Annotated in this window: 25 protein-coding genes; 10 read left to right on the plus strand and 15 right to left on the minus strand. The window is 58.3% G+C overall.

The genetic code is table 11. From position 1 onward, the window contains the following. Nucleotides 1-9: 9 nt before the first annotated feature. A complete protein-coding gene (ychF, locus tag ACR0J8_RS09510; RefSeq protein ID WP_321251396.1) occupies nt 10-1,107 on the minus strand; it encodes a redox-regulated ATPase YchF in 1,098 nt (365 codons plus the stop codon). 198 nt (nt 1,108-1,305) lie between these two features. Here ychF and ACR0J8_RS09515 point away from each other — a divergent pair, with 198 nt between their 5' ends. The 7 genes from ACR0J8_RS09515 (at nt 1,306) to ACR0J8_RS09545 (ending at nt 7,327) form a co-directional block, all read left to right on the plus strand. Beyond that, nucleotides 1,306-1,791, plus strand: a complete 486-nt coding sequence (locus tag ACR0J8_RS09515; protein ID WP_321251394.1) for an acyloxyacyl hydrolase — start codon at nt 1,306-1,308, stop codon at nt 1,789-1,791. Nucleotides 1,792-1,869: 78 nt separating this feature from the next. Further along, nucleotides 1,870-2,661 carry a tryptophan synthase subunit alpha gene (trpA, locus tag ACR0J8_RS09520; protein ID WP_170678260.1) on the plus strand — a complete coding sequence of 264 codons (792 nt, stop codon included), beginning with the start codon at nt 1,870-1,872 and terminating at the stop codon, nt 2,659-2,661. Between the two features lie 138 nt (nt 2,662-2,799). Then, entirely contained in the window at nt 2,800-3,966 is a 1,167-nt protein-coding gene (locus ACR0J8_RS09525) for an alpha-hydroxy acid oxidase (RefSeq protein ID WP_480889855.1), read from the plus strand. A gap of 248 nt (nt 3,967-4,214) precedes the next feature. After that, nucleotides 4,215-4,865: a 50S ribosomal protein L25/general stress protein Ctc gene (locus ACR0J8_RS09530; RefSeq protein ID WP_170807711.1), complete on the plus strand. Its 651-nt coding sequence runs from the start codon at nt 4,215-4,217 to the stop codon at nt 4,863-4,865. A 151-nt stretch (nt 4,866-5,016) separates the two neighbouring features. Further along, a complete protein-coding gene (pth, locus tag ACR0J8_RS09535) occupies nt 5,017-5,700 on the plus strand; it encodes an aminoacyl-tRNA hydrolase (RefSeq protein ID WP_480524889.1) in 684 nt (227 codons plus the stop codon). Between the two features lie 79 nt (nt 5,701-5,779). Further along, nucleotides 5,780-6,943 (plus strand): serine hydrolase domain-containing protein, encoded by a 1,164-nt coding sequence (locus ACR0J8_RS09540; protein ID WP_480889859.1) that lies wholly within the window; start codon nt 5,780-5,782, stop codon nt 6,941-6,943. Nucleotides 6,944-6,952: 9 nt separating this feature from the next. After that, nucleotides 6,953-7,327, plus strand: a complete 375-nt coding sequence (locus tag ACR0J8_RS09545; protein WP_480524893.1) for a DUF2237 family protein — start codon at nt 6,953-6,955, stop codon at nt 7,325-7,327. An 87-nt stretch (nt 7,328-7,414) separates the two neighbouring features. Here the strand turns inward: ACR0J8_RS09545 and ACR0J8_RS09550 are convergent, their stop codons facing one another. The 8 genes from ACR0J8_RS09550 to ACR0J8_RS09585 all read right to left on the minus strand — a co-directional run bounded on the left by ACR0J8_RS09550 (nt 7,415) and on the right by ACR0J8_RS09585 (nt 15,087). After that, a complete protein-coding gene (locus ACR0J8_RS09550; protein ID WP_480524895.1) occupies nt 7,415-9,070 on the minus strand; it encodes an Ig-like domain-containing protein in 1,656 nt (551 codons plus the stop codon). Nucleotides 9,071-9,576: 506 nt separating this feature from the next. Next, nucleotides 9,577-10,824, minus strand: coding sequence for a tryptophan synthase subunit beta (gene trpB / locus ACR0J8_RS09555; RefSeq protein ID WP_480524897.1), 1,248 nt, complete (start codon nt 10,822-10,824; stop codon nt 9,577-9,579). 67 nt (nt 10,825-10,891) lie between these two features. Continuing rightward, nucleotides 10,892-11,227, minus strand: a complete 336-nt coding sequence (locus tag ACR0J8_RS09560; protein WP_170613420.1) for a hypothetical protein — start codon at nt 11,225-11,227, stop codon at nt 10,892-10,894. Between the two features lie 47 nt (nt 11,228-11,274). Further along, on the minus strand, nt 11,275-11,919 hold the full coding sequence (locus ACR0J8_RS09565; RefSeq protein ID WP_480889863.1) for a phosphoribosylanthranilate isomerase: 645 nt from the start codon (nt 11,917-11,919) through the stop codon (nt 11,275-11,277). Between the two features lie 5 nt (nt 11,920-11,924). Then, the gene (locus ACR0J8_RS09570) at nt 11,925-12,275 is read right to left on the minus strand and encodes a LapA family protein (RefSeq protein ID WP_170613423.1); all 351 of its coding nucleotides are present in this window, start codon (nt 12,273-12,275) and stop codon (nt 11,925-11,927) included. 7 nt (nt 12,276-12,282) lie between these two features. Next, nucleotides 12,283-12,567 (minus strand): integration host factor subunit beta, encoded by a 285-nt coding sequence (gene ihfB, locus ACR0J8_RS09575; protein WP_037310872.1) that lies wholly within the window; start codon nt 12,565-12,567, stop codon nt 12,283-12,285. A gap of 272 nt (nt 12,568-12,839) precedes the next feature. Next, complete coding sequence (gene rpsA / locus ACR0J8_RS09580; protein ID WP_170613425.1) at nt 12,840-14,516, minus strand: 30S ribosomal protein S1; 1,677 nt, start codon at nt 14,514-14,516, stop codon at nt 12,840-12,842. Between the two features lie 382 nt (nt 14,517-14,898). After that, on the minus strand, nt 14,899-15,087 hold the full coding sequence (locus ACR0J8_RS09585) for a DUF6525 family protein (RefSeq protein ID WP_480524901.1): 189 nt from the start codon (nt 15,085-15,087) through the stop codon (nt 14,899-14,901). A 160-nt stretch (nt 15,088-15,247) separates the two neighbouring features. Here ACR0J8_RS09585 and ACR0J8_RS09590 point away from each other — a divergent pair, with 160 nt between their 5' ends. Then, a complete protein-coding gene (locus ACR0J8_RS09590; protein ID WP_480524904.1) occupies nt 15,248-16,726 on the plus strand; it encodes a sulfatase-like hydrolase/transferase in 1,479 nt (492 codons plus the stop codon). A gap of 134 nt (nt 16,727-16,860) precedes the next feature. On the opposite strand, the gene ACR0J8_RS09595 is transcribed toward ACR0J8_RS09590, so the two are convergent. Continuing rightward, a complete protein-coding gene (locus ACR0J8_RS09595) occupies nt 16,861-18,546 on the minus strand; it encodes a tryptophan halogenase family protein (RefSeq protein WP_480889868.1) in 1,686 nt (561 codons plus the stop codon). 315 nt (nt 18,547-18,861) lie between these two features. Next, nucleotides 18,862-19,386, minus strand: coding sequence for a hypothetical protein (locus tag ACR0J8_RS09600; RefSeq protein ID WP_480524908.1), 525 nt, complete (start codon nt 19,384-19,386; stop codon nt 18,862-18,864). 216 nt (nt 19,387-19,602) lie between these two features. Between ACR0J8_RS09600 and ACR0J8_RS09605 the strand changes: the two genes are divergently transcribed. Beyond that, the gene (locus ACR0J8_RS09605) at nt 19,603-20,082 is read left to right on the plus strand and encodes a YHS domain-containing (seleno)protein (protein ID WP_170816780.1); all 480 of its coding nucleotides are present in this window, start codon (nt 19,603-19,605) and stop codon (nt 20,080-20,082) included. 17 nt (nt 20,083-20,099) lie between these two features. Here the strand turns inward: ACR0J8_RS09605 and cmk are convergent, their stop codons facing one another. Both cmk and aroA read right to left on the minus strand, forming a co-directional pair. After that, nucleotides 20,100-20,717 carry a (d)CMP kinase gene (gene cmk / locus ACR0J8_RS09610; protein ID WP_480524911.1) on the minus strand — a complete coding sequence of 206 codons (618 nt, stop codon included), beginning with the start codon at nt 20,715-20,717 and terminating at the stop codon, nt 20,100-20,102. Next, nucleotides 20,714-22,060 carry a 3-phosphoshikimate 1-carboxyvinyltransferase gene (aroA, locus tag ACR0J8_RS09615; protein ID WP_480524913.1) on the minus strand — a complete coding sequence of 449 codons (1,347 nt, stop codon included), beginning with the start codon at nt 22,058-22,060 and terminating at the stop codon, nt 20,714-20,716. Before aroA ends, cmk begins: the two co-directional genes overlap by 4 nt. Nucleotides 22,061-22,238: 178 nt before the next feature. Here aroA and ACR0J8_RS09620 point away from each other — a divergent pair, with 178 nt between their 5' ends. Next, nucleotides 22,239-23,048, plus strand: a complete 810-nt coding sequence (locus ACR0J8_RS09620) for a hypothetical protein (RefSeq protein WP_480524915.1) — start codon at nt 22,239-22,241, stop codon at nt 23,046-23,048. A 3-nt stretch (nt 23,049-23,051) separates the two neighbouring features. Here ACR0J8_RS09620 and trmB read toward each other — a convergent pair whose 3' ends face one another. Together trmB and metK are read right to left on the minus strand one after the other, a co-directional pair. Then, nucleotides 23,052-23,759: a tRNA (guanine(46)-N(7))-methyltransferase TrmB gene (gene trmB, locus ACR0J8_RS09625; RefSeq protein WP_480524917.1), complete on the minus strand. Its 708-nt coding sequence runs from the start codon at nt 23,757-23,759 to the stop codon at nt 23,052-23,054. A 131-nt stretch (nt 23,760-23,890) separates the two neighbouring features. Next, complete coding sequence (gene metK / locus ACR0J8_RS09630) at nt 23,891-25,072, minus strand: methionine adenosyltransferase (protein ID WP_480524918.1); 1,182 nt, start codon at nt 25,070-25,072, stop codon at nt 23,891-23,893. Between the last annotated feature and the right edge of the window lie 5 nt (nt 25,073-25,077).

Below are 25,077 nucleotides of genomic sequence, written 5' to 3' on the forward strand. Positions count from 1 at the left end.
GATCAGGCGCTAAGTATTAAACAAAAAGTGCATCACATCGCCGTCCTTGACGATGTAGCCCTTGCCCTCGGCCCGCATCTTGCCTGCTTCTTTCGCACCCTGTTCGCCATTGGCAGCGATGTAGTCGTCATAGGCGATGGTCTCGGCGCGGATGAAGCCCTTTTCGAAATCCCCATGGATCACGCCAGCGGCCTGCGGCGCGGCGGTGCCGGTGCGGATGGTCCAGGCGCGGGCCTCTTTCGGGCCGACGGTGAAATAGGTTTCCAGTTTCAGCAGGTCGTAACCTGCTCGGATCAGACGATCGAGACCGGGTTCTTCCAGGCCCATCTCTTCAAGGAACATCTGGGCTTCGTCCGCTTCCAGCAGGCTGATCTCTTCTTCGATCTTGGCGCTGATGATAACGTGAGCATTACCCTGAGCAGCGGCCATTTCGGCCACCTTCGCCGAGTACTCATTACCTTCGGCAGCTTCTTCTTCGGACACGTTGCAAACATAGAGCACCGGCTTGGTGGTCAGCAGTTGCAGCATCTTCCAGGCCTTGGCATCTTCGTCTGACACTTCAACCAGACGCGCGGGCTTGCCGCTTTCCAGCATCGCTTGCGCTTGGGCCAGCAAGCGGTCCTGTTGCTGTGCCTCTTTGTCACTGCCTTTCAGCTTGCGCACCAGATTGGCGCGGCGCTTTTCGATGCTTTCCAGATCGGCCAGCATCAGCTCGGTCTCAATCGTGTCCGCATCAGCTACCGGATCGACACGGCCATCCACATGGGTCACATCTCCGTCTTCGAAACAGCGCAGCACATGGGCAATGGCGTCGGTTTCCCGAATGTTGGCCAGAAACTGGTTTCCAAGCCCCTCGCCTTTCGAGGCTCCCTTAACCAGACCGGCGATGTCAACGAACGTCATCCGCGTCGGGATGATCTGTTTCGAGCTTGCAATCGCCGCCAGCTTGTCCAGCCGATCATCGGGCACGGCCACATCACCCACGTTGGGTTCGATCGTGCAGAACGGGAAATTCGCCGCCTGTGCAGCCGCGGTTTTGGTCAGCGCGTTGAAGAGGGTCGACTTACCCACATTCGGCAAACCCACGATTCCCATTTTAAAGCCCATGACGGTCTCCTGATGCCATTCGAGGGGTGCTTCTATGCAGGTCCGGGTCAATGCGCAAGCCAGAGCGAAAGATGGCGGCCCGGTCCAAAATGCAACATCACGAAATCGTTCGACATCCGTGATATTGCCGGCATTGAATCCTGCGCTCTAAGCTCACCATGTAAGACGTTGCAAACAACCAGATAGTGATCAACAGTTATGAAGAGTTTTGTTGCAGCCCTTGTGCTGATAATGGCCGCTCCAGCAGCGTACGCTCAAACCATCATCTTTGGCGCTGGGTATTCGGATTTCTCCGACAGCGACGCAGACGATGAAGCCGCTTTCTCGCTCGAGTACCAGCACCGCCCCTTTTATGAAGCCACCCGCGTGTCCGCCACCTGGGGCAGCGCCCTGACGGTGGATACGGCTGGTGATGTTCATATCGGGATCGGGTTGATCGGGTTCTACACCTTCGCCGACCGATGGTTCGTCGAAGGCAGCGTCATGCCAGGGTACTTTTCCGAAGGCGACTCGTTGAACGATCTGGGCGGAGAGTTCCAGATCCGCAGCCTTGTTGGCCTTGGATATACGTTGAACAATGGCAACAAACTGTCCTTCGCGATTACCCACAAATCCAACGCCAGCACCCATGACGACAACCCGGGTGTCAACTCGGCCCTGGTCAGATATCATTACGCGTTCTGAACCATTCAGCCTTGGCGGGATTGATTTCCGGGCAAAGTTTCTGCACATCAGGTTCAAACCTGAATGCAAGGACAGAAGATGACCCGTATCGACGCCAAGTTCGCCGCCCTCAAGGCCGAAGGCAGGAAGGCCTTTGTTTCCTACGTCATGGCCGGGGATCCCGATTTCGACACCTCGCTTGAGATCGTGAAAGGTCTGCCGGGCGCCGGTGTCGACGTGATCGAACTGGGCCTGCCTTTCACGGACCCGATGGCTGATGGCCCTACGATTCAGGCTGCAGGCCAGCGCGCGCTGGACGGGGGAATGACCCTGCAGCGCACTCTGGATCTGGCGCGGGCTTTCCGTGAAACAGATGATACGACCCCGATTGTCCTGATGGGATATTACAACCCGATCTACAGCCGAGGTGTCGACGACTTTCTGGCCGAGGCTAAATCCGCCGGAATCGATGGCCTGATCGTTGTAGACCTGCCCCCGGAAGAGGATGCCGAACTGTGCCTGCCCGCGCAGGCCGCCGGCCTGAACTTTATCCGGCTTGCAACGCCCACAACCGACGATAAGCGCCTGCCCCGCGTCCTTCAGAATACATCGGGCTTTGTGTATTACGTCTCGATCACCGGCATCACCGGCGCTGCCGAGGCGCAGGCCACCAATGTCGGCCCGGAGGTAGCTCGGATCAAGTCGGAGACCGATCTGCCGGTTATCGTGGGCTTTGGCATCAATACACCCGAAAAGTCGAAGGCAATCGCAAGCATAGCTGATGGCGCCGTGGTCGGTTCAGCCATTGTCAGCCAGATTGCCGAGGGAAAGCCGGTCGGCCAGATCCTGAGCTTCGTCCGGTCACTGGCGGACGGTGCACATTCGGCCTGATCCGCCGACAAAACTCGTCTCATGCGTCAACCGCAGCCCGCCTTTGCGAGCTGCGGTTTTTTTGCTGCCAGAGATACGTTGCAGAGCGCAAGAGAAATTGGTAAATAAAATTAACCAAAGCTACCGAGGCCCGGAATCATGCCAGTCATTACAACGATTGAAGACCTCAGACGCATCTATGAACGCCGCGTGCCACGGATGTTCTACGACTACGCCGAAAGCGGCAGCTGGACCGAGCAGACCTTTCGCGAAAACACCTCGGATTTCGAGAACATCCGCCTGCGCCAACGGGTTGCAGTAGACATGTCCGGGCGTTCGACCGCGTCACAGATGATCGGACAGGACGTAACGATGCCGGTCGCGCTGGCGCCGGTGGGGCTGACCGGCATGCAACACGCAGATGGCGAGATAAAAGCGGCCAAGGCAGCGGAAGATTTCGGCGTACCCTTCACCCTGTCGACAATGTCAATCAATTCCATCGAAGATGTGGCCGAGAACACGGGCAAGCCGTTCTGGTTCCAGCTTTATACGATGAAGGATCAGGACTACATCAATCGCCTGATCCAGCGGGCCAAGGACGCCAAATGTTCGGCATTGGTGATCACACTCGACCTGCAAATCCTCGGCCAGCGGCACAAGGACCTCAAGAACGGGTTGTCCGCCCCGCCGAAATTGACGGCCAAAACAATCGCCAACCTGATGACGAAATGGGCTTGGGGAATCGAGATGCTGGGTGCCAGCCGACGCGAGTTCGGCAATATCGTCGGACATGCGCACGGCGTTTCTGACGCATCCTCGCTGGGGGCCTGGACTGCCGAACAATTCGACCCAAGCCTTGATTGGGGCAAGGTCGAAAAGCTGATGGAGCAATGGGGCGGTAAGGTTATCCTGAAAGGTATTCTGGACGCCGAAGACGCGAAAATGGCCGCAAAGCTGGGGGCGGATGCCATTGTGGTCTCGAACCACGGCGGTCGCCAGTTGGATGGTGCGCTCAGTTCCATCCGAATGCTGCCGCAGATCATGGACGCCGTTGGCGGAGGCGTCGAAGTGCATATGGACAGTGGCATCCGTTCGGGTCAGGACGTTCTGAAAGCACTGGCGCTGGGGGCCAAGGGTACATATATCGGCCGCGCGTTTGTCTATGGCCTTGGGGCGATGGGTCAGAAAGGCGTAACCACGGCGCTGGACGTCATCCACAAGGAACTGGACACCACCATGGCGCTCTGCGGCGAACGCAATGTTGGCGATCTGGGGCGCCACAACCTGCTGATCCCAGAAGACTTCGGTGGCCGCTGGCAGAACTGAGAGAGCCGCTGTTGTCAGGGGCTCTGCCCCCGCCGCCCTACGGGCGTCTCCCCCGGGATATTTTTAGCCAGATGAAGACCGGATCCGTTTTTCATCTGGCCCCAAATATCCCGGAGCGCGAGGCAGAGCCTCGCAAAATGACAATCCGTCAAAAACCCCTTTCCAAACCCAATGAATCAAGCTAAGGACGCGGCTTCACGCGGGCATACAGCCTTGGAGGATGCCCGCCCTAACATTGGAGAATTATCATGGCTGGAGAGATTCCTGATCTCGTAGCTCTGGAACGGACGGGGACAGGCAAGGGCGCCGCTCGTCAGGCACGCCGCGACGGCATGGTTCCGGGCATTGTTTTTGGTGGTGACAAAGAGCCGCTGCCGATCCAGATCCCGTTCAACGTCCTGTTCAAGCGCCTGAAAGCAGGCCGGTTCAAGTCGACCCTGTGGAACCTGAAGGTTGAAGGCCACGAAGACGTTCGCGTCATCTGCCGCGACGTTCAGCGGGACGTCGTCAAAGACCTGCCGACCCACCTGGACCTGATGCGCCTGCGCCGGACCACCAAGATCGCGCTGTTCATCCCGGTTGAGTTCATCAACGAAGAAGAAGCGCCCGGCATCAAGAAGGGCGGCGTTCTGACCGTTGTTCGTCCGGAAGTCGAACTGATGTGCACCGCGGGTGACATTCCTGAAAAGATCACCGTCGATCTGACCGGTCTGAACATCAACGACGTTGTGACGATTTCGTCGGTTGATCTGCCGGCCGGCACCAAGCCGACCATCGACCGTGACTTCGTGATCGCGAACATTTCGGCTCCGACCGGTCTGTCGTCCAGCGACGATGAAGACGGCGAAGAGGGCGAAGTTGCAGCCGACGAAGTCGAAGTAATCGGCGCTGAAGAATAATTTCGGAACCTTTTGGTTCTGGATATGAAACGGGGTTCTTTCAGAGCCCCGTTTTTCTTTTGGCCGGGCGGGACTGGAAAGGCGGTGGCGAACCGTGCAATGAACCTGATACGTATTCAGGTATTGGCCCGCGACATGTAAGGACGAAATGATGAAGCTGTTTGTCGGCCTGGGGAATCCCGGTTCAAAATACGCTGGAAACCGTCACAACATCGGCTTCATGGCACTGGACCGCATCGCAGAGGATCACGGGTTTGGTCCCTGGCGTTCAAAGTTTCAGGCCGAGGTCTGCGAAGGTCGTCTGGGCACGGACAAAATTCTGCTGCTGAAACCGCAAACCTTCATGAACCGGTCCGGCCAGTCCGTTGGTGAAGCGATGCGGTTCTACAAGCTCGAGTCGGTTGACGTGACCGTCTTTCATGATGAACTCGACCTGGCCCCCGGCAAGGTGCGGGTCAAGGCCGGCGGTGGTCACGCGGGGCATAACGGGCTGCGATCAATCCACGAACACATCAGCCCCGCCTATGACCGGGTTCGGCTGGGGATTGGCCATCCGGGGCGCAAGGAAATGGTCTCGGCCTATGTGCTAAGCGATTTTGCCAAGGCTGACGCCGACTGGCTGGAAGACGTCCTGCGGGGCGTTTCGGACGGGGCCCAATATCTTGCCGAAGGGGAAAGCGGGAAATTCATGAATGCCGTGGCTTTGCGGACGGCGCCTGCGCGGTCGTCAAAGACACCGGAAAAGCCCACACCAAAAGCCGCGAACGACCCTGAGCCTATTCCGGCTCCGGATGACCGGTCACCGATGCAAAAGCTGTTGGACAAGTTTCGGTAAATCACCTGCTGCCGCAACGTTCGGATTGCGAAAGGTCCCGGACCTCTTTTCTATTGTGTTGATCAGGTGGAGGGGACGAATGAGAACTGTATTCAGATGGCTGTTGCGCATTGTTCTGGCGCTGGTTTTGGCGGCCGTCGTCGTTGGCCTGTGGAAACGGGAAGAGATCGAGCGGCTTCTGGCGGTCAATTCCCTGTTCTCGGAAGAGCGGATCGTTCACAATTTCTCGCACATGAGCGACGCCTTTCTGACGGTCGATCTGCCGCGCGGGAGCGGCCCGACATGGGAACTGCCCTATGGACCGGGCTTTGATCTGCCTGAGGGAACCGATCAATGGATCGGGGAACGCGCTGTGACATCCCTGCTGGTGATGCAGAAAGGCCAGATCCGGTTCGAAGAATACTATCTGGACACCCGCCCGGACGATCGGCGGATATCGTGGTCCGTCGCCAAAAGCTATCTGTCCGCCCTGTTCGGCATTCTGTTGGCCGAGGGGGCAATCGACTCGCTGGACGACCCCGTGGTGAAATATGCGCCCAAACTGGCCGGCAGCGCTTATGACGGCGCCACGATCCGCAATGTCCTGAACATGGCCAGCGGGGTGACCTTTGACGAGGACTATCTGGATTATAACTCGGACATCAACCGGATGGGCCGTGTCGTGGCGCTGGGCGGGGAGTTGGACGACTTCGCCGCGTCCCTTCAAGACAGCTTTGCCGCGCCGGGTGACACCTGGCAATATGTATCAATCGACACGCATGTGATCGGTATGGTCATTCGCGGCGCGACCGGGCGCAGTGTTTCCGAGTTGTTGACCGAAAAGATCATTCAGCCTTTGGGGCTGGAACGCGATGGGTATTACATCACGGATGGGGCAGGCGTCGCGTTTGTTCTTGGCGGGCTGAACTTTACAACCCGCGACTTTGCCCGGTTCGGACAGATGATACTGCAAGACGGTTCCCGAAGCGGCGAGCAGATTGTTCCCGCCGACTGGATTGCCGAGTCGACATGGCCAAGTGCCCCGACCGAAACCGGCAAGATCGGCTATGGATATCAATGGTGGATCCCCAAAAACGGGCATGAGGGCGAATTTCTGGCGCGCGGTGTCTATGGGCAATACATCTATTTCGATCGGCCGCGGGATGTCCTGATTGTCACCACCGGAGCCGATCGCAAGTTCCGCGAACCCGGTGTCAGCGATCAGAACATAGAAATGTTCCGCAAGATCGCCCAAACCCTGTAGGATGCCTCTATGCAAAAACAGGACAGTATCAATGTGCTGGGGGGTGTCCTTGCCCCCTGTTCGCGTGATCCGCTGACCGGGTTCTTCCGGGACGGGGCCTGCAATACCTGCCCCGAAGACCAGGGCAGTCATACGGTTTGCGCTGTTATGACAGCCGAATTCCTCGCCTATTCCAAATATGTCGGGAATGACCTGAGCACCCCACGCCCCGAATTCGATTTCGCGGGCCTCAAGCCCGGCGATAGCTGGTGTCTGTGTGCGGGTCGGTTCCTGCAGGCCCATGACGAGGGCTGCGCCCCAAGGGTTTATCTTGAGGCCACGCATCAGCGCGCATTGGACATTGTGCCGCTGGACATCCTGCAGCAGCACAAAGCCGGGTCCTGACCCTTCGTCAGTCTTTAGAATCCGTTTCGGCTTATTTTTGAGAAAAAGAAGTCCCGGACGGATCCGGGACTTCAAGGATTCAATCGGTCAGAAGTTGATCTGCCACGTCAGATCGACGCTGTAGCTTTCAAATCCGCTTTCGCCGATGCCGTCGTAAAACACACCTGCCGCAAGCAGGCTGTTGTTCTGCAACCTGTAATCAAGACCCAGATCGACACGGCCGCGTGTGGTGTCCCCGATCGGGGCGACGCCCGGTACGGTGCCGGTGCCTGATGTGCTGCTCCAGACGCCGGACAGTCCGCCCGTCAGGGTCATGCTGCCACGTGCGACGGAGATCGGGTGGCTGAAATCCATTCCCAACTGAACGGTCGTCAGGCTGAAATCCTGGGCCGAAATCGGATTGCCCAGACTGTCCGTATAGGCCTCGGCATCATCGCTGACATAGCTCAGATCCAGAAGCGGCATCAGGGTCAGCGCCCCGCGCTGGATTTCGCCTGTGACCCGCGACTGCACCAGCCAGCGGTCACTGTCGAATTTGTCCGAGTATGTGCCCAGAGGCGAAACCTCATTGTCAGCTTTCCCGTAAAGCGCACGTCCTTCGAAATAGATCGGATGCTCGGGCAGTTTCGCCACGACATACGGACCAACAAACCACCCGGTGCCGTCAATCTCGGACGCGCCGTTTTCGGTTTCGGCATAGTCCAGCTGCAGCATCGCACCGACCAACAGGTTCTGATTAACCTGATGGTGCGCCCCCAGAACCGCCAAAGCATAGCTGCTGTCAAAGTCGTCCTGCGAACTCCAGTTGCCTGTAACGTTCAGCCAGATGGGCAAGGTCGGATCGCTGGCAAAGTTCAGGAACCCGGCGCCCTGAGATACGGACGCATCGAATGCCCCCGCGCCGGACTGTTGCAGAAACCGCGTCAGGTTGGGCTGGTTTGAGACCAGGCTATTCGCGCGGGCATTCTGAAAGGCCTGAATCAAACGCTGCGTGTTTGTTGCGGCCTGCACGGTTGTCACAGTGTTCGACGCCAGATTGAGATTGCCTGCGGCGTCGGTGAAAACTCCGGCCGGAACGGAAAGCTCGATTGTACCGTTGTTCTGCGGTGTCAGTGTGGCAACGTAATCGACACCCGAACCGGTCATGGTCGCGGTTGCGTTCACCACCAAAAGATCACTGGCAACAAAGTCGGTACTGGGTTCGCTGAGGGTGATTGTCGCGGTAAAGGTGCCGTTCCCGGTCGCAGTCAGCGCCCCGACCGAAGCCGTGGGCTGGGTCGTATCCACCAGCGTCCGGGTGCTGATAATCTGCGTGTTCGTCACACCCGATAGGGCCAGTTCGTATCTGTAAAGCGGCCCACCCGGGGTTTCCTGAGCCGTGAAAATGATCCCCATGTAACCGTCGGCGGCATATGTGCTGTCTGCGCCGTCCTGACTGAGAATGGTTGGGTTCAGCCAACCGAGGTTGGTCAATCCGGCCGGAGTGATGATCGGAGACGGCGTGATCCCGCCACCAAAGTAAATCGCACCGCCCGGTGCCTGGCCGCTGCCGCTGAGGGCGACAAATGCAGTCGTTGCGCCGGGGATGTTGGTAAACTGGACGGAACCGCCATTGGGTGACGCAATGGGTGTATTGAAGAAGGTAGCCCCACCAAAGGCCGCGCCTTCCTTGCTGCTGCCGAACAGAACGACTGAAACCAAACAGACAAGGCCAAGCAGCCTGCGAAAAAAGGAGTTAACCATCCCAACCTCCAACAAACCCGATAGGGGCATAACACAAGGATATGCGCCTTATGACATGCCATTCCGAACGCGCAACTGAGTTCTGACACCGTCCGGGGCACATTATGATTAGCAACCAGAAGTTGCGAATTGACAGTGAGTTTATTCAAATTCAAAACGCTGTACAGATTCACCAAATCTCAATTATTTCGCGTGTATCGAATTTGCCAGATGCGCCGAGTCTGGCGCTTGCCGCGAGGGTCATCCCGGCACCTATTTGGCAAATAATTCTGAGGGTTGGCGGAAAAATCCTGGGAAAACACAGCAGCTTTCTAACCAGACCTTACAGGAGGGCTGTTTCGGCACTGCAAGCTAACCCGGCAAAAGCCAGACAATCCGCACCAAAGCGCTTCATTTTCCGCAATTGCGAGACAGTGAAAGCATCATGGCGACCGGGGCAGGTCCAATGATTCTCGGACCCACCGCCGCTCAACATCTGTCTGGCTTACGCTGGCGAAATCAGAGGCTTAGATTGCCTCGCGTCCTTCGGTATCGGACATGTCAAAGTTCAGGTATTTCGCAACCGTCTGAACATCCTTGTCGCCGCGTCCGCACATGTTCATGCAGATCAGGTGATCTTTGGGCAGTTCCGGGGCAATCTTCATCACATGGGCCAGTGCGTGGCTGGGTTCGAGCGCCGGGATGATGCCTTCGGTTGCGCAGCACAGCTGGAACGCTTCCAGCGCCTCTTTGTCCGTGATCGAGACATATTGCGCACGCCCTACCTCGTGCAGCCATGAATGTTCTGGCCCGATGCCTGGGTAGTCCAGACCAGCGGAAATGGAATAGCCTTCAAGAATCTGGCCGTCGTCATCCTGCAGCAGATAGGTTCGGTTGCCATGCAAAACGCCCGGACGACCACCGGTCAGAGAGGCGCAATGCTCCATCTTTTCGTTCACGCCTTTACCGCCCGCCTCGACGCCGATGATATTCACGGACTTGTCGTCGAGAAATGGGTAGAACAGGCCCATCGCGTTCGACCCACCACCGATGGCGGCGATGATCGTATCGGGCAGACGGCCTTCGGCCTTCATCATCTGTTCCTTGGCTTCCTTGCCGATGATCGACTGAAAATCGCGCACCATCGCCGGATACGGGTGCGGACCAGCGACCGTTCCAATGCAGTAGAACGTATCGCGCACGTTGGTCACCCAGTCGCGCAGCGCGTCGTTCATTGCATCTTTCAGTGTCCCGCGACCGGAAGTCACAGGGATCACCTCGGCCCCCAGCAGGCGCATGCGGAACACGTTCGGAGCCTGACGCTGCACGTCATGGGCCCCCATGTAGACCACGCATTTCAATCCGAACTTGGCGCAGACGGTGGCGGTGGCTACGCCGTGCTGCCCTGCCCCGGTTTCAGCGATGATCCGGGTCTTGCCCATGCGCCGCGCCAGAATGATCTGGCCCAGCACGTTGTTGATCTTATGCGCGCCGGTGTGGTTCAGCTCGTCACGCTTCAGGTAAATCTTTGCACCACCCAGATGTTCGGTCAGGCGTTCCGCGAAGTACAGCGGCGACGGGCGGCCAACATAGTTGGCCCACAGATCGTCCATCTCGGCCCAGAAGGTCGCATCGTCCTTGGCCTTCTCATATTCCTCTTCCAGCGACAGGATCAGGGGCATCAGCGTTTCGCTGACGAACCGTCCGCCGAAGATGCCGAAACGGCCCTGTTCGTCGGGCCCGGACATGAAGGAATTGAAAAGATCGTTGGCCATGGGTGTCTCCCTCGTCGTACCCGTTGTTCATAGGAGGTGGCGGCGGGATTTGCCATGGCAAAACGTATCATTCAGCCGCATGAACATGCTGAGACCAAACCCGCAGAGCCTGGTCCCTGCTTGGCACGGCAATACAGTTGAAATGATGGAACTCATGCACCTCCGCCAACCGGGAGGCCGCCTGCACAACGCGCCGATGCGGACCCGACTGGGCGAATGTCAGCATGGCCTCGGCGTCGTGCCAGACGCTCAGCGAAAAATACAGGCCCTGATGTGGGAACAGTTCCACCCGCAGGCACAGCGGATCGTCACGGGCTTGCAAATAAGCCTGGCGCGCGCGCCAGAAAAACTCGGGCGCGTGATACCAGTTTTTCAGGGCAACTCCACCGATTGCGGCCAGCATCCATTCATACTCCTTAACAGGAGATACGCGATGGCGGCCCGATCAGATCAACGGGTGGCTTCGATAAAGGCGTTGATCAGGCCCGAATCCTTGATCCCCGGAGCACTTTCAACACCTGAGGCGACATCTACCTGTCGTGCTCCCGTCATCCGAATGGCCTCGGCCACGTTTTCCGGGTTCAAACCGCCGGCCAGCATCCATGGCTTACGCCAGTATTTGCGCCCAGCCAGCAACCGCCAGTCAAACGCCAGCCCGTTACCGCCCGGCAAGACCGCGTTCTTGGCGGCTTTGGCATCAATCAGAAGCTGGTCCGCGACGTCGCTGTAGATGTCGATTGCGGCCAGATCTTCGGCATCTGCCACACCGATGACCTTCATCACCGGCAAGCCGTAACGTTCCTTGACCTCGCGCACACGCTCGGCACTTTCGCTGCCGTGCAATTGCAACATATCGAAGGGCGCGGCCTGAGTGATACTGTCCAGCAAATCGTCTGAGGGGCTCACGACCAGGGCCACCTTGGCCACGCCAACCGGCACGTCAGCCATCAACGCAGCCGCCTGTTCGGGCGGGACATACCGGGGCGACTTGGGAAAGAAGTTGAATCCCAAGTATCGTGCACCAGCATCTACGGCCGCGCGCACCTGAGCCGGTGCGGTCAAGCCGCAGATTTTCACACTAATTTCAGTAGACATGCCGCTTAGCTGGCCTCGTCCAGCAGAGCCAGAACCTCGTCCTGACCTTGATTCTGCTTTTTCTTGAGCTTCTTGACCTCACGCTCAAGTTTGCGCACTTCGCCTTTGCTGGCCGTCGCGTCGCGGCGGTGCTTGTGTTCGCGCAGCCACTCCCAAAGAAAGCCTATGACCAGCCCGGCAACCACGCCCCCAAGAACAACTAGGAACAGCGGCAACGAGGTGCTGAGGTTGAAGCCAGCCAGCTCGGACAAGGCATCCGGCATAAGCTTGAGTTCAACCATTTCGCGATTGGCCAGCGAAATCGAGATCAGGGTGATCCCGAGGACCGCAAGAAAAGCATATCGAATGTAGCGCATCATAAGGTCAGGCTTTACCGTTCAAACGGTCCCTTAGCAACTTGCCTGTCTTGAAAAACGGTACACATTTTTCCTCGACCTGCACGGTCTCACCGGTTCTGGGATTGCGGCCGACGCGTGCGTCCCGCTGTTTGACAGAAAAAGCGCCAAATCCGCGCAGTTCGACCCGGTCGCCGCGGGCCATAGCATCGGTCACTTCCTCGAAAACGGTATTCACGATCCGTTCAACGTCACGCTGATAAAGATGCGGGTTCTCGTCGGCGATTTTCTGAATCAATTCTGAACGGATCATAGGCATTACCCTCCCAGGCGACCGGATTACCATGTCTATTGTTTTGGACAGTATAAGAAAAAACGCGGAACGGGGGAACGCAAACTCCGCGTGCCGAGGCATCATTTTGCCATATTCTCACGCAATTTTTTGCCTGCGGGCCTGATTCCGGGCTCCAAAGAACACCTGTTGCCCGAGTTGGGCCGGGAAATCAGAACATATTGATTCGCAACAAAAACGGCCCCGCACTGACGTGCGGGGCCGAAATTCGACTGCTTCGGACAGCCTGAGGTTTAGTCGCCGGATTTCAGCGCTGCACCCAGGATATCGCCCAGCGATGCGCCCGAGTCGGAGGAACCGTACTGTTCCACGGCCTCTTTCTCTTCGGCGATCTCGCGTGCTTTGATCGACAGGCCCAGACGGCGAGTCTTGCTGTCGACGTTGGTGACGCGGACGTCAACCTTGTCACCGGTCGAGAAACGCTCGGGGCGCTGCTCGGCACGGTCACGCGACAGGTCCGAACGACGGATGAACGACTTCATGCCTTCGTATTCGACCTCGATGCCGCCATCTTCGATCGCGGTGACTTCAACGGTGATGACCGAGCCACGCTTCACGCCGCCCACGGCTTCGGCGAACTTGTCACCGCCCAGGGCTTTGATCGACAGCGAGATACGCTCTTTTTCAACGTCAACTTCCGAAACGACGGCCGAAACCATGTCGCCTTTGCGGTAGTTCTGGATCGCATCCTCGCCACGCTCGTCCCAGGACAGGTCGCTGAGGTGAACCATGCCGTCGATGTCGCCTTCGAGGCCAATGAACAGACCGAATTCGGTGATGTTCTTGACTTCGCCTTCGACCTCGGTGCCCTCGGGGTGTGTTTCTGCAAACACTTCCCACGGGTTGCGCTGAGTCTGCTTCAGGCCCAGAGACACGCGACGCTTGGCGCCGTCGATTTCCAAAACCATAACGTCGACTTCCTGGCTGGTCGAAACGATCTTGCCGGGGTGGACGTTTTTCTTGGTCCAGGACATCTCGGACACGTGCACCAGACCTTCGACGCCGGCTTCCAGCTCGACGAACGCGCCGTAGTCGGTGATGTTGGTGACGCGACCCTGATGGACCGAGCCCAGCGGGTATTTTGCAGCAACCAGATCCCACGGATCTTCCTGCAGCTGCTTCATACCCAGGCTGATGCGGTGGGTCTCTTTGTTGATCTTGATGACCTGAACCTTGATGGTTTCGCCGATCGTCAGGATCTCGGACGGGTGGTTCACACGGCGCCATGCCATGTCGGTGACGTGCAGCAGGCCGTCAACGCCGCCCAGGTCAACAAATGCACCGTATTCGGTGATGTTCTTGACGACACCCTCGACGGTCTGACCTTCGGACAGGTTGCCGATGACTTCGGCACGCTGTTCGGCACGCGATTCTTCCAGGATAGCGCGGCGCGAAACAACGATGTTGCCACGGCGGCGGTCCATTTTCAGAATCTGGAACGGCTGCTTCAGACCCATCAGCGGGCCAGCGTCGCGCACAGGGCGAACGTCAACCTGCGAGCCGGGCAGGAACGCAACTGCGCCACCCAGATCGACGGTGAAGCCACCTTTGACGCGACCGAAGATTGCACCTTCGACGCGCTGGTCGTCGGCATATGCTTTTTCCAGACGGTCCCATGCCTCTTCACGGCGGGCCATCTCGCGCGAGATGACGGCTTCGCCACGGGCGTTTTCTGCAGCACGCAGGTATACTTCGACCTCGTCACCAACAGCGATTTCAGGAGCTTCGCCGGGATTTGCGAATTCTTTCAGATCAACGCGGCCTTCCATTTTGTAGCCGACGTCGATGATGGCCTGACCGGCTTCAATCGCCAGAATCTTGCCTTTGACAACAGAACCCTCTTCGGGTGTGTCCATTTCGAAGCTTTCATTAAGGAGGGCTTCGAATTCCTCCATGGATGCGTTAGCCATGTGGCGTTGTTTTCCTTTACTTACGTTTTTACTGGCCGAGCGGTTGTCTCCGCCGGTCTTGTTTCATGATGTCTTCTGGCGTGATCCGGGGCGCATCCGATTACACAAACACAAAGGGCCGAGGTGACCCGGCCCTGCTCAGATACGTCATCCGGACGTTGACCGCCCTTGTTCAGACAGCGCGCGTATAGGCGGATTTGCTGACCGGTGCAAGTGGAAAGCCCATATTTCCAAGGTAAATGGCCTATTGGGCGCGATCCTGCCGCTCCGGCTGATCGAATTTTGGCCTCCAGATCCGGGCGTCCCGCTTCAGCATTGCCCGTTCAATTGCATCCAGCCGGGTTTTCGCCGCTTCCGGATTATGGGTTCCGCCTGCACGAATCTAGATTCGTTTTGCGGAAGCCGGGCTCCACGGAAGGCAGGCGGCTGCAAGCCATTGACGCAATTCAGGCGGCAGCGCGTCGTAAGCCCGCATTGGTGAACCGCCTCTTATCCTGGGATGGAGACTGGTGTTTTGATTTCGCCGCCTGTGCCTGCCCCGGCTGACACCCCCAGAGGAAGTCGCGCCCATATTTCCGCCTTTGCTCAAAAACAAATAGATATGTTATGACATTACATTTCATGCAGAAGGACACAACCGCGCAAATGACACCAAATCACTTTCCCGGAATGTCGCAATCAAACCTGCGACCAGGCCCGACCCGACGGTATGAAGTGAGGCGGAGGACCCCATGACTCAGCAAAATACGAATTTTCTTGTCATCATTTCGGACGAACATCGCAAGGATGCCATGGGTTGCGCAGGGCACCCGATCGTGAAAACTCCGCATCTGGATGCGCTGGCCGCACGGGGCACGATGTTCCAGGCCGCCTACACGCCGTCGCCAATGTGTGTCCCGACCCGCGCAGCGCTGGCCACCGGTGAATGGGTGCACCGCACCGGCAATTGGGACAGCGCCTCGCCCTACGCCGGAGAGCCTCGCAGCTGGATGCGGCAGCTGCGCGACGCCGGGCGCGAAGTGGTTTCCATCGGCAAACTTCATTTTCGGTCGGCCGACGATGACAACGGGTTTTCGGAAGAAATCATTCCAATGCACGTGGTCGGCGGCGTCGGATGGCCCGTCGGTCTGCTGCGGGAAAACCCACCGCCCTACGATTCAGCCGCTGAACTGGCAGGTGACGTGGGTGCTGGCAGCAGCACCTATACCGACTACGACAAGGCCATCTCAAATGCCACCGAGGCTTGGCTGGCGGATCCCAAGCGCCTGGAGCAACCCTGGGCCGCCTTTGTTTCGCTGGTCAGCCCGCATTACCCGCTGACCTGCCCTGAGGAATGGTACAACCTTTACGACCCCGCCGACATGGACCTGCCGGTCGGTTACGGCGAAGGCCTGCCCGAACATGGAGAGCTGCGCAATATCGCCGCCTTCTTCAACTACGAGGACTATTTCGATGAACGGAAGATGCGCGAAGCAAAGGTTGCCTATTACGGCCTGACCTCGTTCATGGATCATTGCGTCGGCCGCGTGGTTGCCGCGCTGGATGCCAGCGGACAATTGGACAATACCGTTATCCTATATGTGTCGGACCATGGCGACATGATGGGGGATCAGGGATTCTGGACCAAGATGGTCATGTACGAAGCCAGCGCCGGTGTGCCTATGATTGCTGCCGGTCCCGGAATTCCCGCAGGCCGCACTGTTTCGACCTGCACAAACCTGACCGATATAGCCGCCACCGCCCGCGAGGTCTGTGGTGTTGCCGATGACGAAGGGAACGCCGGACAGCCCGGTCTGTCGCTGCGTACCATCGCCAATGCGCCAGACGACCCGAACCGTACCGGTTTCAGTGAGTACCATGATGGCGGTTCAAAAACCGGCAGTTTCATGGTGCGCTGGGGCCGCTGGAAATATGTCCACTACGTTGGTCAACCACCGCAGTTATTCGATCTGGAAACCGACCCGCACGAACTGGTGAACCGCGCGGTGGATCGGGTAGACGACCCCGACGTTGCCGCCGCGCTGGCTGAGGGTGAGCGCCGCTTGCGCGAAATCTGCGATCCGGAAGAAGTCAACGCCCGTGCTTTTGCCGACCAGCGCCGCAAGATCGAAGCGCTGGGAGGGGAAGACGCTTGCCGCACGGCCTTCGTCTTCAACCATACGCCGACGCCGACCGAACAGGACGAGTTGCGCGAGGGATCCGCGCTATAGCGTCAGATCACTTCGCTCCGCGGCCCCGACTACGGAGGTCCTAATAACACCCGAGTGACCGCAACAGGGGCAGAGTTTCGAAGCTCTGCCCCTGATAAGTTCTTCCAACCCCTCTTTCTGAGAGGCGGGGAACTTTAGAACAGCTGCAAATCCTTCGCGCCGCTTTGGATTTCCGCGAAATTGGGCATGTTGTGGATCACCGCCGGAGCAGGGACCGCACCCGGCATGGCCACTGTGGGTTTCATTGCAGCCGCCTTGCCAAAGGCTGGTCTCTCCAGTTCTCCCCGGATATCGCGCAGCAGCGTCTTGTGATCCGGCATCGTTTTGAGGATCTGTGCAAGGTGCCCCTTCGCGCCCTTCCACCACTGGAACCAAATCGGTCGGTTCAACGGTCGCAACCGATCACGGATACCCTCACCATAACCCGTATCATAGACCTGCTTGCCCAAAAGAACCGTCTGATAGACCCGGTGGTCAAACAGCGTTGCAAACTCGACATCGTGCTGCATCGGAAGCCGGTGCTGCCACAATTCCAGGTTCTCGGCCAACCGATCCGGTACTTTCATCTCGGTGCGTGCATCGATCCAGTATTGGTCGTCCGTGCGGTTGCCCAGTTGGTAATGCAGACAGATGAATTCCAGAACTTCGCCATAAAGCTTGTCCATCTGCCGATTATATCTGGCGCGCAAGGACGGCTCCATGTCACGTGTGGGCAGGTGTTCGGCGAACCAACGCACTGCATGATCAATCATATGGATCGCGGTACTTTCCAAAGGCTCAATAAAACCACCGGACAGACCGATCGCCACACAGTTCTTGACCCAGGCGTTGCGCACACGACCGATGCGCATGGGGATCACGCGTGGCGTCGCCCCCTTGCCGCTGTCCCCCAGCCATTCGAGGTATTCATCCGCCGCCTGATCATCCGTGCGGTGTGCCGACGAGAACACATAACCGGTGCCCACACGGTTATAAAGCGGCACCCGCCATGTCCACCCTGCGCCCAGTGCGGTAGACCGCGTAACGCTTTCGATCTTTTCCGGGTTGGGATGCTCGATCTGCAACGCCATGGCGCGGTCGTTAGGCAGATAATCCGAATAATCCATAAACGGCTCGCCAAGTGCCTTGTTGATGACCAACCCGCGAAAACCGGTACAATCGACCACCATCTCGACGTCATGGCGGCCTTTGCGGTCCAACATCAGGTGGCTGACATTGCCCTGTTCATCCAGCTCTACTGACTGCACTTCATCCTGGATATGCTCCACACCGCGCTTGGTGCAGACCTTGGTCAGCATGCCTGCGAACTTTACGGCATCCAGATGATACGCATAGCCAAAGCGCTGTTCAAATTCGGGCTGACCCAGTTGCCGTGCGCCTTTACACAATCGCGCCAGATCATCGTGTGGCGAGATTGATTGCGTGAAGTCCCGATCCCCATTGCCAAAGCGCAGGAAATATTCGGCGGCCTCCAACCCCTCCAGCATCTGGCCATGGGCAAAAGGGTTCACGTAGTCGATGCGATTGCCTTTGGCGTACTTGTTCCAGTTGCAGAATTTCACACCCAGCTTGAACGATGCGTTGGTCTCGCGGAAAAAATCCCGCTCTGATATGCCTGCCTGCCGGAGCGTGACGGGCATGCGCGGAACCGTGGCTTCGCCAACTCCAACGGTGGCGATATTCGGGCTTTCGATCAGGCAGATACGCGGGCGATCCTTGGGTGCTGACGTGCGTGAAAGCACCATTTCCAGAATCAAGGCGGTCATCCAACCAGCCGTACCACCACCTACGATGGTGATTTTACTCAAACGATTATTCATGTATTTCTGTCCCTGTTGGCTTGGGGGATTTCTTGGCTGCCTGCCCTTTTTTTGTTTTTGGGCTTGTGTGGCAGCCTTCCCTTTTCGCTGCGGGAAACTATAGCAGTTTTCCTGCTTTCAGCTAGAGCCTATGAAAATATGGCATTCAGACCCGTCCATGCGTCCGAAATCGCAACAGAAAACACTCATCGCTTTGCTCCCGGCACCACATGAAACCATGGCGCGCCAGTCGTCACGGTGCTGTACATCGTCTTCAGAACGTGGGTCCCTGCGAAACAGGGCAGTATCAGGAAAAACTCCAGTTTCGGGCGCGGATCAGATTTCCTCGCCCTTCTTCAAAAGCTCTTCGATCAGGGCGCGCTGCAGGTCGGTACTGTCGCCGCCTCCAAACTCTGCCGCACCACCGGTGTAAAGGGTGCCGTAGGTCGCGGCGATGTTCACGGTCTGGGCCAGCCCCGAGATCAACTGGTCTTTTCTCAGTGAAGACAACGGGTGGACGAACGCAGCCCACAAAGTGCCATTGGCGATCGCGTAACGCGCATCCAGCGTACTGTCGAAATTGGCCTGCATCATGCGCCGCAGATCATCATCCGACAGCCCCTCGGCACTGCGGATCGGGACCATGGCGCGCATCCGGTCGGCATTAATGTCTGTCACCACCAACATCGGATAATCCGCAACCGTCATCTGAAACCCGGGGCCCTGCGGTTGTGCTTCTGGGTCGAGCGCAAAGATGATCTTGCCCAGACGCTCGTAATCCATTGCCGGCTCGGGTGCCTGCCCGTCTTGAGCCGCCAGTCCTCCGGCCAGAAAAATCAGCAATACGGCTAGTCGGATCATGGCATTTCTCCTGCAGGCTATTCCTTCACAATAGAAAGCCACCTTCTCACTGGCCAAACAAAGCTTGGTGAAGAGTATTCCCGGCAAGCCCCATCTTTGAACGATCTGCAAAACCTGACGGCCTTCCTGCGATAGTTCGTACAAGAACAGCCGCCTATCTTTGTTTCAGCGGTTGGCGCACCAGCCAGCCCGAACCTGAACACGAAAGGAAATGCAATGAAAAATCTGGTCCTGACCACCCTGATCGCAACCCTGCCGCTGATCGCTGCCCCGGCCTTTGCCGCCGATGAAATCAACGTTTCGAACGGCATATCGGCAGCGGGCGCGCCTTTGGCGGCCCATGGCGTCGATCTGGTCGCGCTGGTCAATGACGGCAACCCGGTAGAGGGTTTTGCAACCCATTCCGCCACCTATGACGGGGCGTCGTACTACTTCACCAGCGCCGCGAACCGCGAAGCGTTCGAGGCCAACCCGGCCGCCTATCTGCCGCAGCATGGCGGATTCTGCTCGTATGGCGTGTCCGTGGGCAAGAAGTTCGACGGCGACCCGGATCAGTATCTGGTGGCTGATGGAAAACTGTACCTGTTCCTGAACGCCGATACCCGCGCTGCGTTCCTGAAGGACGTCCCCACCACGGCAAAAACGGCTGACGACCAGTGGGCAAGCATCAAAAGCATTGCCGTCGGCGAACTGTAATCAGGCAACCCGCTGCACTACGGTGTCGCGGGTCGTTTTTGTTTGATGACCCCTATGGCCTGTTCCAATGCAGCTTCGATACTCAGATCAGAGGTATCGAGCAGAACCGCGTCATCTGCGGGCTTCATCGGCGCCGCGCTGCGTTCCGCATCCCGCGCGTCACGCTCCCGTACATCCGTCAGGACCTGATCGCGTGTGACATCAGCCCCTTTCGCATTGAGTTCAAGATAGCGACGTTCTGCGCGCACCTCGGCACTGGCGGTGACGAACAGTTTCACTTCCGCCGCCGGACATATCACGGTTCCGATATCGCGACCGTCAAGCACGGCCCCCCCCGCCCGACGGGCAAAGGTGCGCTGGAAATCCACCAACGCGGCGCGCACTTCGGGGATCACCGCAATTATCGAGGCCGCCTGTGCAATCTCGGCCGTTCGCAGATCACCCTGAGCCAGTTCTTCAGCGGTCAACGCAAGCGCCGCCGCAACCGGGTCCACACCAACCAGTGTGTGCCTGCCCACGGCACGATACAGCAGCCCCGTGTCCAGATGCGCAAAGCCGAAATGTGCGGCGACACCCTTGGAAATCGTGCCCTTACCCGCCGCCGCAGGACCGTCTATGGCGACCGTAAAACTCATGTACGCTCGACCTTCGCCCCCAAGGCCGCCATCAGTGGTTCGAAAATCGGGAACGAAGTTGCAATCGGGCCGCCGTCATCGACAGATACCGGTAATTTCGCACCCATGCCCATGACCATAAAAGACATGGCAATGCGGTGGTCGAGAAAGCTCTCACACGTGCCGCCGCCTGGGATGTTACCGATGCCGAGGCCCTCGACCGACCACCAGTCGTCGCCCTCGTCCACTGTCACGCCATTGGCGCGCAGCCCGCGCGCCATAGCGTCGATGCGATCGCTTTCCTTGACGCGCAGTTCCTTAACGCCGCCCATCATCATGGTGCCGGTGGCATTGGCCGCTACCACAGACAGCACCGGGTATTCGTCGATCATCGAGGCCGCGCGTTCCGGTGGCACGTTGATGCCCTTCATGTTGGGTGAATATTTGGCGCGCAGATCAGCGACTGGTTCGCCGCCCTCTTCGCGCTCATTCTCATATGTCAGGTCTGCGCCCATCTCGCGCAACGTCGTGAACAGCCCTGCGCGGGTCGGGTTCAGACCGATACTGGGAACCAGCACGTCAGAACCGGGCGTGATCAGCGCCGCACAAACCGGGAAGGCCGCGCTGGACGGATCCCGCGGAACGGCAATAACCTGCGGCTTCAACTCGGGGCGACCGGTCAACGTGATCACGCGACCCTCGTCCGTGTCCTCAACCGTGATCTCCGCTCCGAAACCGGCCAGCATCCGCTCGGAATGGTCGCGGGTGGCTTCTTTTTCGATAACCACGGTCTTGCCCGGTGCGTTCAGACCGGCCAGCAGGACGGCCGACTTGACCTGAGCCGAGGGGACGGGAACTTCGTAGCGAACCGGCACTGGCTCGGCCGCGCCCACGATTGTCATCGGCAGACGCCCGCCGGAACGACCGACAGATTGCGTGCCAAACAGCGCCAGCGGATCGGTGACCCGCGCCATGGGGCGCTTGTTCAGGCTGGCGTCGCCAGTAAAGGTCGCGGTGATAGGCGACGTCGCCATCGCCCCCATGATCAGGCGCACTCCGGTGCCCGAGTTGCCACAGTCGATCACCTGATCGGGCTCGGCAAAGCCGCCAACCCCGACGCCATGCACGGTCCATTCGCCGCCGCCGTGATCCGTGACTTCGGCCCCAAAGGCCCGCATGGCCTTGGCGGTGTCCAGAACATCCTCGCCCTCCAGCAAACCCGAAATTCTTGTTTCGCCAACCGCCATCGCGCCCAGAATCAGCGACCGATGCGAGATCGACTTGTCGCCGGGCACCTCTGCCGTGCCGGTCAGCGGGCCGCAGGGATGCGACGTCATCGGGATGGGCGTTCCGTGTCCGGACATGGGGGCTCCTTTTGCGCTATCAGTGCTCAAGCCGATTAGCGAATTGGGGCCGGTTGGTCCAGCGGCAAAGCGACCGCAAGATTGAACAGAATTTGGGGCATCAGCAGGTTTCAGGCTATTATGGCGACATTTAGGACGCATTCGTTTTGATTCACACAAATCACTCCGAGGTCTAATCATGTCACAACTTCGATCCATGCTTTCCAAGGGAACCGAAACCTACTTTCAGCCCGAAGACCCCTTGAAGACTGACAGTGTTCTGCAGATGCGCCTGGCCTTTTTGGTCGGGTTGGTCGCCTTCGGCCTGCCAATAATTCTTGCCAGTGGCGCAATATTTGGCGGCAGCTGTTTTCGTGACAGCATCAGCCACTTTTATTACGCCCAGTTTCTGGGGGCGATTTTTGTCGGATTACTGATATTCATCGGTGGTTTTCTGATCGCTTATACCGGTGACCACTGGCTTGAGGATCTTGGGTCCTTTATTGCCGGATTAGGTGCCTGCTTTGTTGCGGTATTCCCGACAAGCGGGTCTGGCTGCGAAGAACCGGTCAGCTTCCAGTCGCGTATTTTTGCCGATGTGAATCAAACACCGCCACCGGTCTTGTCTGACCCCGATCCCGAAGCATTTTTCACGCTGTTTTCCGGTGCCCCGCATTTGCATGCCTGGTCTGCCGGTATCTTGTTTATCTATCTGGGCCTTTATTGTCTGTTTGTTCTGCGCCGCGTGGTTCCCGAGCGTCACATCAAAAACGGTCAATTGATCGAGACAAAAAGACGGCGCAACACGTTGTATACGTTGTGCGGCATCACGATCCTGTTGTGCGTTCTTGTGCTGGGAATCGTCGCGTTTTCCGGCGAAGGCGCCCAGAGAGGGTGGAAGTCCCACAATCTGACCTTCTTTGTGGAATCCATCGCGCTTTGGGCGTTCGGGCTGGCGTGGTTTGCCAAAGGCAGGGCCTTTCCCAACCTGCGGGACCCCGCGCCTTAGCGCTCAGGTCTTGCGGAACGTCAAATAATGCGGTGTACGCCCCTCGCGCAGGGCTTTTTGTTCATACCGGGTGGAAATCCAGTCGTCCCATGGCATACGCCAGTCCTGCGGGCGTTCCGCCAGCCATTCGAAACCGGCGCGCGGAACTTCCTCGAGTGTCTGCCGCACATAGTCCGGAATGTCAGTCGCCACGCGAAAAATCGACCCCGGCTTGAGGGTGCGCGCCAAGGGCTCCAGATGTTCATGCGTGACGAAGCGGCGACGATGGTGCCGGGTTTTCGGCCACGGGTCCGGGTAAAGCAGAAAGGCGCGCGAGATGCTTGCCTCGGGCAGCACATCGAACAGATCACGCGCATCGCCGGGATGGATGGCGAGATTCTCAACCTCGGCCCGGCGAATTTTCCCCAGCAGCATGGCAACGCCGTTAATGTAGGGCTCGGCCCCGATGATGCCGACACCGGGGTTGTTTTGGGCCTGATGAACCAGGTGTTCACCGCCGCCAAATCCGACTTCTAGCCAGACATCCCGGCCGCCAAACAGCGCCTGCAAGTCCAGAGGGTTCCGTTCGGGGTTGGTGTCCCAGTCAACCACACCAGGTGACAATGCTGCGAGGTCTTCATTCAGATAGGTCTTTTGGCTGGGCTTCAGGGTCTTGCCCTTGAAGCGGCCATAGAAGTTTCTGCGCGGGCGTTGCGGGGTCTCGGTGCTCATGGCGGTGCCCATACTGCCCGCGCCCGGGCATTGCAAGTGGCAGAGGCCAGAGGACCAGCCCCCACAAACCCGAGGTGTCTTCAAACAAAAAGGAACGCGCCCTGATGGGCGCGTCCCCCGGTAATTTCCGGTCAGACCGCGGCTTTCAGCGCATCCACCAGGTCGGTGCGTTCCCAACTGAAACCGCCATCCGCTTCCGGCTCGCGCCCGAAATGGCCGTAGGCCGCAGTGCGCTGGTAGATCGGTTTGTTCAGTTCCAGATGCGTCCGGATACCGCGTGGCGTCAGGTCCATGACCTGCCCGACGGCATTTTCGATCGCTACATCCTCGATCTCGCCAGTGCCGTGAGTATCGGCATAGATAGACAGGGGTTTTGAAACACCGATCGCATAGCTCAACTGGATTGTGCAGCGCTCGGCCATTCCGGCGGCAACGACGTTTTTGGCCAGATAGCGCGCGGCATAGGCTGCCGAGCGGTCGACCTTGGTCGGATCCTTGCCCGAAAACGCCCCGCCCCCATGCGGCGCGGCGCCGCCATAGGTGTCCACAATAATCTTGCGACCCGTCAGCCCCGCATCACCGTCCGGTCCACCGATGACGAATTTACCCGTGGGGTTAACGTGCCATTCTGTGTCAGCCGACAACCAGCCCTCGGGCAAGGTTTCCCGGATGTAAGGTTCGACGATGGCGCGGATGTCGTTCGAGGACAGCGCCTCGTTCAGGTGCTGTGTCGACAAAACGATGGAACTGACGCCGACAGGCTGGCCGTCGCGATAAATCACAGACAATTGTGATTTTGCATCCGGCCCAAGCGCAGGCTCGGTGCCATTTTTACGAACCTCCGCAAGACGACGCAGGATCGCGTGCGAGTACTGGATCGGTGCAGGCATCAGCGCAGGCGTTTCGGTGGTGGCATAACCGAACATGATCCCCTGATCGCCGGCACCTTCATCCTTGTTGCCCGACGCATCCACGCCTTGTGCGATATGCGCGGATTGTTCGTGCAGCAGGTTGGTGACTTCGACCGTTTCGTGGTGAAACTTGTCCTGCTCGTACCCGATATCCTTTACGCAGGCGCGCGCGATCTCGTCGATACGGCGCATATATTCGTGCAACCGGTCCTGATCTGAAAGACCGACCTCGCCTCCGATTACAACGCGATTGGTCGTCGCGAATGTCTCGCAGGCGACACGCGCTTCGGGTTCTTCGTTCAGAAATGCATCAAGCACAGCATCGGAGATGCGGTCGCAGACCTTGTCCGGGTGCCCTTCGGAAACGGACTCCGAAGTAAAGGTATAGTTTTGTCGGGACATGAAAG

The organism is Ruegeria sp. N11 (genome assembly GCF_056531525.1).